This window comes from Actinomadura sp. DC4, assembly GCF_030406325.1.
In the GTDB taxonomy this organism is placed as follows: Bacteria; Actinomycetota; Actinomycetes; order Streptosporangiales; family Streptosporangiaceae; genus Actinoallomurus.
This window is the reverse complement of record NZ_JAUEQY010000028.1, coordinates 43,325-58,132: the sequence shown is the minus strand read 5'-3', so window position 1 is coordinate 58,132 and position 14,808 is coordinate 43,325. Positions and strand designations below refer to the sequence as shown.

General features: G+C 71.6%; 11 protein-coding genes. 5 read left to right on the top strand and 6 right to left on the bottom strand.

The genetic code is table 11. The annotated features are described in order from the left end of the window. Nucleotide 1: 1 nt before the first annotated feature. The 5 genes from QWU11_RS35810 to QWU11_RS35790 are packed head-to-tail and all read right to left on the bottom strand — an operon-like array spanning nucleotide 2 to nucleotide 7,451. The gene (locus tag QWU11_RS35810; protein WP_290118951.1) at nucleotides 2-2,641 is read right to left on the bottom strand and encodes an acyltransferase family protein; all 2,640 of its coding nucleotides are present in this window, start codon (nucleotides 2,639-2,641) and stop codon (nucleotides 2-4) included. After that, a complete protein-coding gene (locus QWU11_RS35805) occupies nucleotides 2,641-3,537 on the bottom strand; it encodes an ABC transporter permease (RefSeq protein ID WP_290118950.1) in 897 nt (298 codons plus the stop codon). Before QWU11_RS35805 ends, QWU11_RS35810 begins: the two co-directional genes overlap by 1 nt. Continuing rightward, complete coding sequence (locus QWU11_RS35800; protein ID WP_290118949.1) at nucleotides 3,534-5,444, bottom strand: glycosyltransferase; 1,911 nt, start codon at nucleotides 5,442-5,444, stop codon at nucleotides 3,534-3,536. Before QWU11_RS35800 ends, QWU11_RS35805 begins: the two co-directional genes overlap by 4 nt. Continuing rightward, nucleotides 5,441-6,592: a UDP-galactopyranose mutase gene (gene glf / locus QWU11_RS35795; RefSeq protein ID WP_290118948.1), complete on the bottom strand. Its 1,152-nt coding sequence runs from the start codon at nucleotides 6,590-6,592 to the stop codon at nucleotides 5,441-5,443. The genes QWU11_RS35800 and glf overlap by 4 nt, the downstream gene beginning before the upstream one ends. Next, complete coding sequence (locus tag QWU11_RS35790) at nucleotides 6,582-7,451, bottom strand: glycosyltransferase (RefSeq protein ID WP_290118947.1); 870 nt, start codon at nucleotides 7,449-7,451, stop codon at nucleotides 6,582-6,584. The genes glf and QWU11_RS35790 overlap by 11 nt, the downstream gene beginning before the upstream one ends. Before the next feature lie 115 nt (nucleotides 7,452-7,566). Here QWU11_RS35790 and QWU11_RS35785 point away from each other — a divergent pair, with 115 nt between their 5' ends. After that, on the top strand, nucleotides 7,567-8,460 hold the full coding sequence (locus QWU11_RS35785) for a glycosyltransferase (protein WP_290118946.1): 894 nt from the start codon (nucleotides 7,567-7,569) through the stop codon (nucleotides 8,458-8,460). 50 nt (nucleotides 8,461-8,510) lie between these two features. Next, nucleotides 8,511-8,975, top strand: coding sequence for a GNAT family N-acetyltransferase (locus tag QWU11_RS35780; RefSeq protein WP_290118945.1), 465 nt, complete (start codon nucleotides 8,511-8,513; stop codon nucleotides 8,973-8,975). On the opposite strand, the gene QWU11_RS35775 is transcribed toward QWU11_RS35780, so the two are convergent. Then, a complete protein-coding gene (locus tag QWU11_RS35775) occupies nucleotides 8,950-10,464 on the bottom strand; it encodes an LCP family protein (RefSeq protein WP_290118944.1) in 1,515 nt (504 codons plus the stop codon). The genes QWU11_RS35780 and QWU11_RS35775 overlap by 26 nt on opposite strands. A gap of 221 nt (nucleotides 10,465-10,685) precedes the next feature. Between QWU11_RS35775 and fdhA the strand changes: the two genes are divergently transcribed. The 3 genes from fdhA to QWU11_RS35760 all read left to right on the top strand — a co-directional run bounded on the left by fdhA (nucleotide 10,686) and on the right by QWU11_RS35760 (nucleotide 14,666). Then, on the top strand, nucleotides 10,686-11,894 hold the full coding sequence (gene fdhA / locus QWU11_RS35770; protein WP_290118943.1) for a formaldehyde dehydrogenase, glutathione-independent: 1,209 nt from the start codon (nucleotides 10,686-10,688) through the stop codon (nucleotides 11,892-11,894). 121 nt (nucleotides 11,895-12,015) lie between these two features. Continuing rightward, entirely contained in the window at nucleotides 12,016-12,789 is a 774-nt protein-coding gene (locus tag QWU11_RS35765; RefSeq protein ID WP_290118942.1) for a cyclase family protein, read from the top strand. Then, a complete protein-coding gene (locus tag QWU11_RS35760; RefSeq protein ID WP_290118941.1) occupies nucleotides 12,786-14,666 on the top strand; it encodes a thiamine pyrophosphate-binding protein in 1,881 nt (626 codons plus the stop codon). Before QWU11_RS35765 ends, QWU11_RS35760 begins: the two co-directional genes overlap by 4 nt. Nucleotides 14,667-14,808 lie beyond the last annotated feature (142 nt).

The window sequence follows — 14,808 nt, the reverse complement described above, 5'->3', positions numbered from 1 at the left end:
GTCACCGAGCGACCCCTTCGGAGTCCCCGGCGCGGATGCGGGCCATCGCCGCCTTGAGCCGGGGCCGCAGGTGGCGCTGGGCCGGGCGTTCGACCAGCAGGTTGATGAGGTACGCGGCCGCCAGCGCGCTCGCCACCAGCACCCCGAGCACCTCCCAGCGGCCCATGTACGGCAGCAGGCGCGGCACGAACGTGCGGGAGATCGTCTGGTGCACCAGGTAGAGCGGGTACGTCAACATGCCCAGCACCGTGAAGCCGCGCCAGCGCAGCCAGGACAGCCGGTGGGTCGCGACGAGCGCCATGACGCCGAAGATCACGGTGACCACGGCCGGGATGACGTACAGCGAGTGCGGCGCGGCGGTGAAGTCGGGGAAGTTGTACTTCACGTCGTAATAGCAGCCGAGGGCCCAGCTCGCCGCGATGAGCAGCCAGACGATGAGATTCGAGCCGTATTTGTAGATGAGGTAGAAGCCCATTCCGGCGACGAAGAACGGCGCGTACCGCCACAGGAGAACGACCTTGAGAAAGCCGGAGCCCGATTCGAGCGCGAACACGCTGAACAGGAGCCACGCGCCCATGAACGCGACGCACCGGCTGAAGGTGATGCGCGCCCACGCGAACAACGCGATCAGCACGTAGAAGTGCAGTTCGACATAAAGGGTCCAGTAGACGACCTCCATGCGCTGGGAGCCGACGCCCTCCTGGAGCATCGTCAGGTTCGGCAGGAACCGCTTCAGCGGGCCGTCGGTGCCCGGGCCGAAGGGCACCCAGGAGTTGAAGGCCAGGTAGGCGCCGAGCGAGAGCAGCACGCCGACCCAGTACGCAGGGAAGAGGCGCACGATGCGCGAGACGACGAAGTCGCCCGGCCGCCGCCCCCACGCGCTCAGCAGGATGACGAAACCGCTGATCAGGAAGAACAGCTCGACGCCGAGGAAGCCGTAACGCGTGACCGGGCCGAGCTCGGGGAAGATCCGGCGGGCGCTGCCGCCGGGCCACTCCGGCGCGGGGACGCCGGTGAAGTGGTGCAGCATCACGGCCGCGGCGGCCACGAAGCGCAGCACGTCCAGCTCCCGCAGCCGGCCGGCCGTCTTGCGGGCCGCGACCGGCTCCTTCGCGCGAGGACGGACCGGAGCCGGCTTCGTACGGGCCGCGTTCGTGCGCACCGCCTCGGCGGGGGCCGGGTCCTTCGTGAGGCGCGTCAGGCCGAAGGGCATCTCGGCGGCGGGCGGCGCGACCTCGGCCGTCAGCGCGACCCGGCCGTCCCCGCCCGCGACCCCGGTGATCCGCACGACGACCTGCTCGTCGTCCTCGGTGTAGCCCTCGTAGGCGAACCGCACGCCGGACTCGGCCACGTACTCCTGCCAGGCCCGGTACTCGTGCTCCCGCCAGCCGGGATAGCCGAAGTACTCGTCGAAGACGATGACCGTGCCCGCGTTCAGCCGGGGGCCGAGGAGGGTGAGCACCGTACGGGCCGAGGAGTAGAGGTCGGCGTCGACGTGCACGAACGCCACCGGCTCCGGATGCTCCTCCAGGAACCCCGCCAGCGTGTCCTCGAAGCGCCCGACGACCAGCTCGGCGCCGGGCACCTCCGGCGGCTCGTCGAGCGCGAAGTGGCCGGCCGGGAAGCCGTCGCGCCAGTCCTCGGGCAGCCCCTCGAACGAGTCGAAGCCGAAGACGTTCTTGCCCTCGCGGGCCGCGGCGATGGCCGTCAGCGTGCCGCCGGTGTGCACGCCGAACTCCAGCGCCATGCCGTCCTGCCCGGCGGCGAGCGACAGGCCGTGCTCCAGCGTGGCGCGCGGGTCGGGCAGCCGAGGCGCGTCCGGCATGGCCTCGCGCACCAGGAGCGCGGTCTCGGCGCGCGCGGTGCTGCCCGGGTCGGCCTCCGCGCGGGCCCGCTTGCGCCGCTCGGCCTCCAGCGGCGTGTCCGGCGGGGTGAGGAAGTCGACCGCGCTCTGTATGTCGCCCTCGTACGCCGCGTGGCCCCGCTCCAGCACCAGGCCCCGGCCGCAGACCTTCTCCAGCGTGCCCATGTCGTGGGAGACGATGACGAGCGTACGGCCATCGGCGTGGAACTCCTGGATGCGCTCCAGGCACTTCTTCTGGAACGGCGGGTCGCCGACGGCGAGCACCTCGTCCACGAGGAAGATCTCCGGGTCGGTGTGCACGGCCACGGAGAAGCCGAGCCGCATGAACATGCCGGAGGAGTAGAACTTCACCTGGGTGTCCAGGAAGGACTCGATCTCGGAGAAGGCGACGATCTCGTCGTACTTCGCCTCGGTCTCGGCCTTGGTCATGCCCAGGATCGCGGCGTTGAGGAAGATGTTCTCGTGCCCGGTCAGGTCGGGGTGCAGTCCGGCGCCGACCTCGATCAGCCCCGCGACGCGGCCGCGTACGCGCACCGAGCCCCGGTCGGGCTGCATGACGCCGGAGATGAGCTTCAGCAGCGTGCTCTTGCCCGAGCCGTTGAGGCCCATGAGGGCCAGCGACTCCCCCTGCTCCACGGTGAGCGAGACCTCGTCCAGCGCGGTGAAGCGCTCCGAGAGGCTCTGCCGGCGCGCCGCGCGTACGGTCATCTCCTTGATGGAGTGCGCGTGGCGGAGGGTGAAGTGCTTGGACACCCCGTCGACGACGATGGACTCCATCAGAGCTCCTGGGCGAAGCGTCGCTGCAGCCGCGCGAAGACCAGCTGGGCCACGGCCAGCAGCACCAGCGCGCCGAGCAGGCTCGCCAGGCCGCGCGTGGTCAGGTGGTAAGGGAAGGCGAGCCTGCCGCCGGGCAGGGCGGGCGCGCCGTTCGGCAGCGTGAGGGCCTGGTCGTTGGTCGGCCACCAGAAGGCCCGCTCGAACAGCAGCACCGCGCTGGTGAGCGGGTTGGCGAGGTAGGCCTGGAGCAGCCAGCCGCCCTGCGTGGCCTCCTGCACCGTGGTCCACGGGTAGATCATCGGGACCGACCACGGGACGACGATGTTGATGATGTCCACGACCTGCCCGAAGTCGCGGAAGAACACGTTGACCGCGGCGAACAGCAGCCCGAACGCCATCGCGAGCGTCGCCACGATGCCGAACGCCAGCAGCATCGAGCCGACCGCGATCCACGACGGCGCCCAGCCCGCCCACACCGCGCCGCCCATCAGCACGGCCAGCGCCGGCAGCATGTGCACGCCGGAGACCAGCATCGAGGAGACCGGGAACAGCTCGCGCGGCAGGTAGACCTTCTTCACCAGCGACGCGTTGCCGACGACCGACCACGCGGTGGTGATCAGCGTCTCGGTGAAGAAGCTGATCAGGACCATGCCGGAGAACAGGAACACCGGGAAGTTCGGGATCGCCTGGCTCATCTTGAGGAAGACGCCGACGACGAAGAAGTAGACCGCGAAGTTGACCGCGGGCCGCACGTAGGACCAGCCCAGGCCGAGCAGCGAGCCCTGGTAGCGGCTGCGCAGCTCACGGCGTACGAGCAGCCGCAGGAGGTAGCGCCGCCGCGCGACGTCGGGCAGTCCGCCGCCCCGGCCGGGGGCGAGCAGCGGCTCCACCGTCACCGTTCCTCCCGGCGGGCGGCCTCGAAGGTCTCCCTCCAGCGCTCCGTCGAGGCGAGCTCGGGAATGGCGGCGCGGTAGCGCTTGCTCAGCTCGGGCCACTCGCGCGCGAGCCGCGCGTGCAGGGCCATGTTCCGCCGCGCCAGCGCGCGGAACCGCCGGGGGTCCCGCTGGTACCACGCCGCCTTGGTGCCGTCCGCCGAGGAGACCAGCGCGCTGTCGTAGCGCGACAGCAGCCACCAGGTCTGGTCGACGTGCGGCACGGTGACCTCGGGGTGCTCGCGCGTGAACGAGTCGACCGGGCGGAGCTGGCGTACCGCGCCCGCCAGCGCCGTCCTGATCAGCGCCTTGCGGCCTTCCGGGGCGACCGGCTCACGCCCCTTCTTCGGCGGGTTCCGGCGCTTGACCTCGGGGAACTCGTCGAGGTCCGGTTCGGCCCGCGCGTCGGGGAAGCCCTCGCGCAGGGCGCGCAGCTCGGCCATCTTCGTCGTCATGGACGGGTGCAGGCCCTCCGGGCCGCCGAGCACGTCCTCGACCGCCAGGAGCATGAGCTCGACGGTGGAGTACTGCATCGCGAGCGCGTGCTTGGTGGCGATGAACATGCTCTCCTTGAGCATGTTGCCGCCGCGCGGGTACGGGGAGTACATCAGCGCCGTGACCAGGCGGTTCCGCTCGGTGAAGTAGGCCTGCCAGTCGAGCGTGTCGTCCTTGGAGTGCCACGGCACGTGCCAGACGGCCGCGCCCGGCAGCGAGATCGTGGGGAACCCCGCCTCGCGCGCGCGGACGCCGTACTCGATGTCGTCCCACTTGATGAAGAACGGCAGCGAGAGCCCGACCTTGCGGATGACGTCGAGCGGGATCAGGCACATCCACCAGGCGTTGTAGTCGACGTCGACGCGGCGGTGCAACCACGGCGTCTCGCGCAGCGGGTGCGCGGCCAGGTCGTGGCCGAGGAAGGTGTGCGCCGTGGGCGTCATCCACCAGCGGTAACGTGCGATCGACTCGCCGAACACGTGCAGCACCGACCGGTTGAAGATGTCCATCATGTGCCCGCCGACGATCGTCGGCGTACGGGCCAGGTCGGCGAAGGCCACGGCGCGCAGAACGCCCTCGGGCTCGACCACGACGTCGTCGTCGAGCAGCAGCACGTAGTCGCTGCGGCCGGCGTCGAGCGTCTCGGTCATCGCGCGCGAGAAGCCGCCGGATCCGCCGATGTTGCCCTGGTCGATCATCCGCAGCCGCCCGCCGAGGGCCTCGGCCGCCCCGGCGAACTCCGGCCGGTCCTCGACCCGCTTGGTGCCCTGGTCGATGACGAAGATCTCGTCCACGACGTCCAGGACGTCGCTCGCCTCGCCCAGCGCGAGCAGCTGCTCGACGCAGTAGGCCGGCCGGTTGAACGTCGTGATGCCGATGCTGGTGCTGCCCTGGGCCCGGTCGGTGTCGGCGCACCACTCGGCCTGCTCCAGCACGACCTCACGATCGCCGGCGGCGATGTCGAACCAGTACCAGCCGCCGTCGATGAACGGCTCCAGCGGCAGGTCGAGCTCGCGGTCGACGGCCGTGTCGGCGTCGACCTCGATCTGGGTCACCCGCTGGACGAAGCCCTTGCCGGTCGAACGGTAGACGACGATGACGGCGTCGCCGCGGACGCGCATCCGCAGGCGTACGCGCTCCACGACGCTCCAGCGGCGCCAGTAGCTCGCCGGGAACGCGTTGAAGTAGGTGCAGAACGACGCCCGGCCGCCCGGCGCGACGGCGGCGCTCCGCCGCCCGGCGACGCGGACCTCGCGGCCGCCGCCCCCCGGTCCCGCGGCGGTCGCCTCCCCGCGCCCGCCGCGGCCCTCGACGTACAGCTTCAGCACGTCCAGGTCGCGGTCGGCGGGCAGGACCACCCGCTGCAGAACTCTCATGTTCCCCCCTTGTCGCCGGCGCGGCCGGCGAAGCGCGGCCGCAGGCGGTTGTCGTACATGGTCAGCGCGGAGGCGATGGCCATGTGCATGTCGAGATAGCGGTACGTCCCGAGGCGCCCGCCGAACAGGACGTCCTTCTCCGCGCGGGCCAGCTCCCGGTAGCGGGCGAGCCGGGCGCGGTCCTCGGCGGTGTCGATCGGGTAGTACGGCTCGTCGGCCGCCGTGGCGAAACGGGAGTACTCCCGCACGATCACGGTCCGGTCCTCCGGGTGGGCGCGCTCGGGGTGGAAGTGGCGGAACTCGTGGACGCGCGTGTAGGGCACGTCCTCGTCCGCGTAGTTCATGACCGGGGTGCCCTGGAAGTCGCCGGTGTCCAGCACCTCGCGCTCGAAGTCGAGCGTGCGCCAGCCGAGCGAGCCCTCGGAGTGGCCGAAGTAGCGGTCGAGCGGGCCGGTGTAGACGACAGGGACGTTGCCGGACGCGTCCAGGTCGAAGAAGTCGGTGCCGAGCCGTACCTCGATGCGCGGGTGGTCGGCCATGCGTTCGAGCCAGGCCGTGTAGCCGTCCACCGGCAGGCCCTCGTAGCGGTCGGCGAAGTAGCGGTTGTCGAACGTGTAGCGCACCGGCAGCCGCGTGATGATCTCCGGTGGCAGCTCGCGCGGGTCGGTCTGCCACTGCTTGGCGGTGTAGCCGCGGATGAACGCCTCGTAGAGGGGCCGGCCGATCAGCGAGATCGCCTTCTCCTCCAGGTTGCGCGGGTCGGCGACCTCGGCGGCCTGCTCGGCGATCAGCCGCCGTGCCTCGTCCGGGCCCATCGCGCGGCCGAAGTAGGCGCAGATCGTGCCGAGGTTGATCGGCATCGGGTAGACCCGGCCCTTGAAGATCGAGAAGACCCGGTGCCGGTAGTCGGTGAAGGCGGTGAACCGGTTGACGTAGTCCCACACCCGCTCGTTGGAGGTGTGGAACAGGTGCGCGCCGTACCGGTGCACCTCGATGCCGGTCGAGGGCTCGACCTCGCTGTAGGCGTTGCCGCCGATGTGGTCGCGGCGCTCGGCGACGAGCACGCGCAGGCCGAGGTCGCGGGCGCAGCGCTCGGCCACCGTGAGGCCGAACAGGCCTGAGCCCGCGACGACCAGATCAGCGTTCACGCGCACCCTCTGCGGAGACGTCCGGCGCTCCGCGCACCCCTCGCGGGGCGACGAACCGCCGGTACAGCGGGCGGCGGATGAAGGCCGGGGTCAGCCGGTACCCGCCGCGGACACTCACGTTGCGGACGTACTGCGCGCGTGTGGTGAACCCGCCCCGCAGGAGCTCGCGCTGCAGGCGCAGCTCGGCGCGCAGCAGGGCCACGCCTCCGCGCCGCTCGTACGCGCCGTCGCCCACCCGGTAGTACACGAGAGGCTCGGTCAGGTTCACCATGGTCGCGCCGCTCGCGATCATACGGGCGAAAAGCCAGTAATCCTCCATCAGCGGGAGGTCACCGTAGCCGCCCGCCGCGAGGACCGCGCGGCGCCGGTACACCACCGTCGGGTGGTTGAACGGGTCGTGCAGGCGCGCGTACCGGGCGATGTCGCCGGGCTCGGAGACCGGCGTACGGCGGCCCACGATGTCGTCGCGATCCGCGCCGAACTCCAGCATGCCCGCGCCGACGAGGTCCGCCCCCTCCTCGATGACCGGGAGCTGCACCGCGAACCGCCGCGGCATCGCGATGTCGTCGGCGTCCATCCGCGCGACGACGTCGTGGTGGGCGGCGGCCAGCCCCTCGTCGAGCGCGACGCCCAGCCCGCTGTTGCGCTCCAGGCGCAGGAAGGTCACCTCGACCGGGCTGCCCGCCCGTACCTCGGTCAGGCACGCGTCGAGGTCGGCCGGCAGCGGGCCGTCCTGCACGAGGACGACCTGCTCAGGGCGGCGGGTCTGGGCGTCGACCGCGCTGTGGAACGCATCGCGGACATAGTCCGTACGGTCCCCCGCGTACACGGTGAGGAGGAGCGAGAAGGGTTCGGCCATGCGTCCGTCTCGGTGCGGAGGAACGGTTATGAGGTAAGACGAGCGGAATGTAGCTTAAGGTCCCTGTGGAAGGCTTTTCGCATCATTTATGGCGTTGACTCGGTAAAGGTGTGAGATGTCAGAGCTTGTCCGTCAGGAAGACGCTTATGTGGTCGCCGTGGTTGTCACCCACGACAGGCGTGATCTCCTGGCCGGGGCGCTGGCCGCCATCGGCGCGCAGACCCGCGTTCCCGACGTCGTGGTCGTCGTCGACAACGCCTCTTCCGACGGCACCGCTGAGCTGCTGGAGTCGCGGTTCCCCGACGTCGACCTGCTCCGGTTGCCGTACAACACCGGCGGCGCCGGAGGGTTCGCGGCAGGCATCGCCCGCGCTCTCGAACTCGACGCGACGGCGCTGTGGCTCATGGACGATGACACCGTTCCCTCACCGGGCGCGCTGGCGGCGCTGCTGTCCACCTTCGGCCGGTACCGTCCCGCGCTCGCCGCCAGCCGGGTCGTCTGGACCGACGGCCGCGACCACCCCATGAACACTCCGCGCACCCGGCCCGCCGGCATTCCCGGCCACGCGCGCATCCGCTCCGCGTCGTTCGTGTCCGTGCTGGCCGACGCCGCCGCCGTACGGGAGTGCGGGCTGCCGGTGGCCGACTACTTCCTGTGGAACGACGACTTCGAGTACACCCTTCGGCTGCTGCGCGGGCGCCTCGGCCTGCTGTGCCCGGACAGCGTCGTCGTGCACCGCACCGCGTCGCCGTCGTTCGACCCGGGCGCGCGCTTCTTCTACGAGGTGCGGAACAAGACGTGGCTGTTCACCCGGAGCGCGTGCCTGGCGCCGGGCGAGCGCCTGCTCTACGCGGGCTCGACCGTACGACGGTGGGCCCGGGCGTTCGCCGGGTCCACGGACCGCCCCCGACTGGCCCGCGAGCTGGGCCGGGGGCTGTGGGCGGGCCTTCGCGCCGGGCCCCGGCCCAACGCCGCGGTGCTCACCGGGCGGCCGGCGCCGGGCCGGTGACGCCGAATATCGGTTGACGTCCCGGCCACTCCGCCGGTTTCCTCGGGGCCATGCCCAGCCTCCGCATCGAGCGGGTGAACGGCGATGCCATGCTCCGCGACTGGCAGCACGTCCACAACGAGATCATTCCCACCGGCGTCCTCACCCTCGACGAGGTACGCGAGCGCGCCACGCGCTACCGCCTGGACGTCGCCTACCTCGGCGACGTCCTCGTGGGCTGCATGACCGTACGGCCGCCTACGAGCGACGAGCCGGCGGCCACGGTGATCGCCCGCGTGCTCCCCGGCCACCGCGGGCGCGGGTTCGGCGGGGAGCTCTGCGCGCGGGGCCTCGCCGAGGCGCGAGAGCTCGGCGGCGACGCGATCGAGACGGTCGTCCTCGCGTCCAACCCGGATGGGCTGCGGTTCGCCCGGGCGCACGGGTTCGTCGAGGTCGACCGCTACGTGCTCCCGGGCGACACCGTGCCCTACGTCACTTTGAGGCTCTCCCCTAGCACGGCACCTGGTCGGCCTTGATCTCACCGGTGACCTTCGGGATCACCGGGGTCACCTGAACGCCCGCGGGCGCGACGACCAGGGACACGGTGCCCGGCGGCACGGTCGGGTCGGGCAGGATCCGCACTCCGGGGACGGCGACCCCGACCGCGTCGGCCTGGCGCTCGCCGCCCGGCCCGTACAGGATCTTGGTCTCGGTCTGTACGGGGCCCTTGGCCGTGGTCACCTTGAAGTGCCGGTCCTTGAGCGCCTTGACCGCCTTCTTCGGCCCGTTGACGACCCGGACCTTCACGTCCTCGGGCTTCGGCTGCTCGGCCACCGGCGGCGCCGGCTTCGGCGCGGGCAGCGCGTCGTCGCCGCGGATCGCGTCGAACAGCGGCTTGGCCTGGGCCATGTCCCACTGCACGCGGTTCGGGTCGCGGGGGTAGACCTGCGTGGGCACGGTGACGAAGCGGACCGTGCCCGCGCTGATGCCCTTCATGCTCGTGGCCAGCTTGCGCATCGCGGACACGCTGAGCTTGTCGTCGGTCGCGATGGACTTGGTGACGGCGTCGAGGAACGTGTAGATCCGCGTCGGATCGGTGAGCATGCTGCTGCTCGTGGCCTTGTTCACCACCGAGGCCATGAACTTCTGCTGCCGCTGGATGCGCTCCAGGTCCGAGCCGTCGCCGATGCCGTAGCGCGTACGGACGTAGCCGAGCGCGTCGTTGCCCTTGACCACCTGGCGGCCGGCCCGCAGGCTCAGGTTGGCGCGCGGGTCGTTGACCGCGTGCGGCACGCAGATCTCCACGCCGCCGAGCGCGTCGACGACCCGCTTGAACCCGGTGAAGTCGATCTTCACGTAGTGGTCGATGTGGATGTCGGTGGTCGACTCGATCGTCTTCCACGTGCAGGAGGCACCCGCGTACGCGAAGGCGGCGTTGAGCATGCCGAAGAACGGGGCGACCTTCTGGCCGTTCTTCTTCTCGCACTGCGGCACCTGGACCATCGAGTCACGCGGGAAGCTGACCGCGACGACGCGGTCCCGGTTCGGCGACAGGTGCAGGAGGATCGTGGTGTCGGAGCGTTCGCCGCTGATGTCCGGCGACCAGTAGGCCTTGTTGTCACCGTCGCGGGAGTCGGAGCCGAGCAGGAGGATGTTCATCGACTTGTTCAGCTTGGCCGGGCGGTCGGGGCCGAGCTGCTGTTCGACGTTCTCCTTGTGGATGTTGCCGTTGAGGTGCACGTACAGGTAGCCGGCCGTACCGCCGGCGGCGAGGACGACGACCGCGACGATGGCGGCGGCCCAGCGCAGGACGCGGTGGCGCTTGCGTACGGGCTTCGCGGCCTCGGTCTTCTCGGTTTCTTCGGCCTCTTCGGTCTTTTCGGCCTCGGCGTCGTCGGGCTCGTCCTCGGCCGGCTCTTTCTCCGGCTCGGCGTCCGACGAGGCGGGCCCGGCGTCCTGAGGGGTCGGCTCCGCGTCCTCGTCGCCCGGGGGCTTCGCCGCGTCGTCGGCGTCGTTGTCGGCCATCACACCTCATCAGTCGGTCGCAGGCCCTGGCCGTACGAGACTTCCACTCTTGGTTGGACGCAGGACGTTCACGGCGCGTTGTCCCGAAGTCAAGATCCACTCCGGAAGCAGACATTAACGGTCAATCCGACGAAGCGTAGAATTCGACAGGCCAAGACCTCCGCGCGGGCGGGGTCTTGCCGCCCTCCCGCGGGGTATTCGCGAGCAGGAGGGATCGAGTCGTGGCGGACACCAACCGAGGCGTCGTCTACCAGGGATCCGGCACCGTCACCGTCGAGGACCTGGACTTTCCGGAACTCACGCTGCGGGAGCAGAACGGGCGCGGGCTCCAGCACGGAGCGATCCTGAAGGTCCTCGCCACCAACATCTGCGGATCCGACCAGCACATGGTGCGCGGCCGTACGACCGCGCCCGTGGGCCAGACGCTGGGGCACGAGATCACCGGCGAGGTGGTCGAGCTCGGCTCGGACGTGGAGTTCGTCAAGCGGGGCGACCTGGTCAGCGTGCCCTTCAACATCGCCTGCGGGCGGTGCCGCAACTGCAAGGAACGCCACACCGGCGTCTGCGAGAACGTCAACCCGGCGCGGGCCGGCGCGGCGTACGGCTATGTGGACATGGGCGGCTGGCACGGCGGCCAGGCGCGCTACGTCACGGTCCCGTACGCCGACTTCAACCTGCTCAGGATCCCGGCCGACCGCGACACGGTGATGGCCAAGCTGACCGACCTGGCGATGCTGTCGGACATCTTCCCGACCGGGTACCACGGCGCGTACACCGCGGGGGTCACGACCGGCTCGACGGCGTACGTCGCGGGCGCGGGGCCGGTCGGGCTGGCCTGCGCGACGGCGAGCCTCCTGCTCGGCGCGGCGGTCGTGATCGTCGGCGACATGGTCGAGGAGCGGCTCCGGCAGGCGAGGAGCTTCGGCTGCGAGACCGTCGACCTGTCCCAGCACGACGATCTCGGCGAGCAGATCGAGCAGGTCCTCGGCGTGCCCGAGGTGGACGCCGCGGTGGACTGCGTCGGGTTCGAGGCGCGCGGCCACGGCAAGGAGGGGTCGGCGGGCGAGCGGCCGGCGACGGTGCTCAACTCGATGATGGAGATCACCCGGGCGGCGGGCGGGCTCGGCATCCCGGGGCTCTACGTGACCGGCGATCCGGGCGGCGTGGACGAGAACGCGCGGATCGGTCAGCTCGGCATCCGGATCGGCCTCGGGTGGGCCAAGTCGCACGTGCTCACGACCGGCCAGTGCCCGGTCATGCGGTACAACCGGCAGCTGATGATGACGATCCTGCACGACCGCGTGCAGATCGCCCGCAACGTCAACGCGACGGTCATCCCGCTGGACGACGCGCCGGCCGGGTACCGGGAGTTCGACCAGGGCGCGGCGCGCAAGTACGTCCTCGACCCGCACGGGGTGCTGAGCGCCTGAGCCGCCGCCGGGCGGTTGTCCACAGGTCGTGCGGGGTGCTGGCCGTCGCCGTGCCAGGCCCGGTACGTTCGGGCCACTGCCCGCGGGGACGCCCCCCGCTCACGGGCCGGTGGGAGGAACCATGTCCCTGCTCGCTCAACTGACCGCGGCGATCGGCGACGGCTCGATCGAGGTCATCGACCTGACCGCGCCTCTGTCGGAGACCACGCCGATCCTCAAGCTGCCCGAGCCGTTCGGCAACACGGTCAACTTCTCGCTGCGCGAGATCAGCCGTTACGACGAGCGGGGGCCGGCCTGGTACTGGAACGACATCGTCACCGGCGAGCACACCGGCACCCACTTCGACGCCCCGGTGCACTGGGTCACCGGCCGCGACGGTGAGGACGTCTCGCAGGTCGCGCCGAGCCGGCTCGTCGCGCCCGCCGTCGTCCTCGACGTCGCGGACCGGGTGGCCGCCGATCCGGACTTCCTGCTCCAGATCGACGACGTGCGCGCGTGGACGAAGGCCAACGGCCCGCTGCCCGACGGCGGCTGGCTGCTCTACCGGACCGGCTGGGACGCGCGCTCCGGCGACCAGGAGGAGTTCCTCAACGCCGACGAGAGCGGCTCGCACACGCCGGGGATCTCCGCCGAGTGCGCGCGCTGGCTGGCCGAGGAGACGCCGATCGCCGGGCTCGGCGTGGAGACGGTCGGCACCGACGCGGGTGGCGCGCCGGGCCTGGACCCGCCGTTCCCGTGCCACTCGTTCCTGCTCGGCGCGGGCAAGTACGGGCTCACCCAGCTGCGCGACCTCGACCGTCTGCCCGTACGCGGGGCCGCGCTGATCGCCTCGCCGCTGCCGATCGTCGGCGGCTCGGGCAGCCCGGCGCGCGTCCTCGCCCTGGTCGAGCATTGAACGTCGCGGAGGCCGTGGGCGCCGCGCTGACCCGGCTCGGCGTCCGCACCGTCTTCGGCGTCGTCGGTAGCGGCAACTTCCACGTCACCAACGCGCTGGTCGCGGGCGGCGCGCGATTCGTGGCGGCCCGGCACGAGGCCGGCGCCGCGACGATGGCCGACGCGTTCTCCCGCTCCGGCGGCGGCGTCGGCGTGCTGTCGGTGCACCAGGGCCCGGGGCTGACCAACGCCCTGACCGGCATCACGGAGGCGGCCAAGAGCCGCACGCCGCTGCTCGTACTGGCCGCCGAGACCGCCGCCTCCGCGGTGCGCTCCAACTTCCGAATCGACCAGTCCGCGCTGGCCACCGCCGTGGGCGCGATACCGGAACGGGTGCACTCCCCCGCCTCGGCCATGGAGGACGTGACCCGCGCCTGGCGCACGGCGGTGATGGAACGCCGAACCGTCGTGCTCGGCCTGCCACTGGACGTACAGGCAGCGCCTCACCCCGGCCCGGTGGAGCCACCCCCGGTGCCCCTGTCACCCGCCCCGATCCCGCCGCCACCCGCCATCGGGCCCGCGACACCGCACCACGGACCGACGGCTCTGCCCACGACACCACCGCCCGTCGCACCACCTCCGGCAGCCGGGAGTGCGGTGCCGCACCCTGGGCCATCGGCGGCGCCTTCAGAGCCCCCGTCGGCCGGGTCGGTGCCACCATCGTCCGTCGTGGCCGGGCCGGCGGCGGGCCGGGGGCCGGTGACGGTGTCCTCGGTGCCTCCGCCGGCCGCGCCGGTGCCGCCCCCGGCGGCCGTGGCCGGGCTGGCCGACGTTCTGGCGGGGGCCCGGCGGCCGGTGTTCCTGGCCGGACGCGGCGCGCGAGGGGCCGGCGGGCCGCTGCGAGCGCTGGCCTCACGCGTCGGCGCGCTGCTGGCCACGTCGGCGGTCGCGCGCGGGCTGTTCCGCGGCGACCCGTTCGACCTGGACGTCAGCGGCGGTTTCGCCACGCCCGTGGCGGCCGAGCTGGTCCGCTCCGCCGACGTGCTCGTCGGGTGGGGCTGCTCGATGAACATGTGGACCCTGCGCCACGGCTCGCTCGTCGGCGAGGACACGACGGTCGTCCAGATCGACCTCGACAGCGAGGCCCTCGGCGCGCACCGCCCGATCGACCTGGGCGTGATCGGCGACGTGTCCGGTACGGCGCTGGCGGTCGAGGCGGAGCTCGCCCGGCGTTCGCACGCTTCCGCGGGCGCCCGCTCTCCGGAACTGGCGGAACGCCTCGCGAGGGAGGGACGCTGGCGCGCGGTCCCCTACGAGGACGCCTCGGACGCGACCACGATCGATCCGCGGACGCTGTCGATTCGCCTGGACGACCTCCTCCCGGTGGAGCGTACGGTCGCGGTCGACTCGGGCAACTTCATGGCCTATCCCGCGATGTTCCTGGAGGTCCCCGAGGGCGGGCTGGTCTTCACCCAGGCGTTCCAGTCGATCGGCCTGGGCCTGTCCACCGCCATCGGCGCGGCGGTCGCCCGCCCGGACCGCCTGACCGTGGCCGCCCTGGGCGACGGCGGCGCCCTGATGGGCATCGCCGAACTCGAAACAGCCGTCCGCCTGAGTCTGGGGCTACTGATCGTCATCTACGACGACGAGGCCTACGGCGCAGAGGTCCACCACTTCGGCCCGGACGGCCACCCGCTGGACACCGTACGGTTCCCGCCGACGGACATCGCCGCGATCGGCCGGGGCTTCGGCTGCCAGGCCATCACGGTACGCCGCGTCGAAGACCTGGAGCCGGTGACCACCTGGCTCAACGGCCCACGCGACCGCCCCCTGCTAGTGCACGCGAAGGTCACGAGCGGACCGTCCTGGTGGCTGGAGGAGGCCTTCCGCGGCCGCTGAACGACAATCCTCTCCAGAGCGGGAGAAGGGGGAGGGTCATGGAAAGGTAGGCGGCCCGCGCCTGGTGCGACGCTCTGCCGAGGCGAGACCGCCGGCTGAGGTAGGGCGGCCCGGTCGGGGGGGACGGCCGCCCAACGGGAGG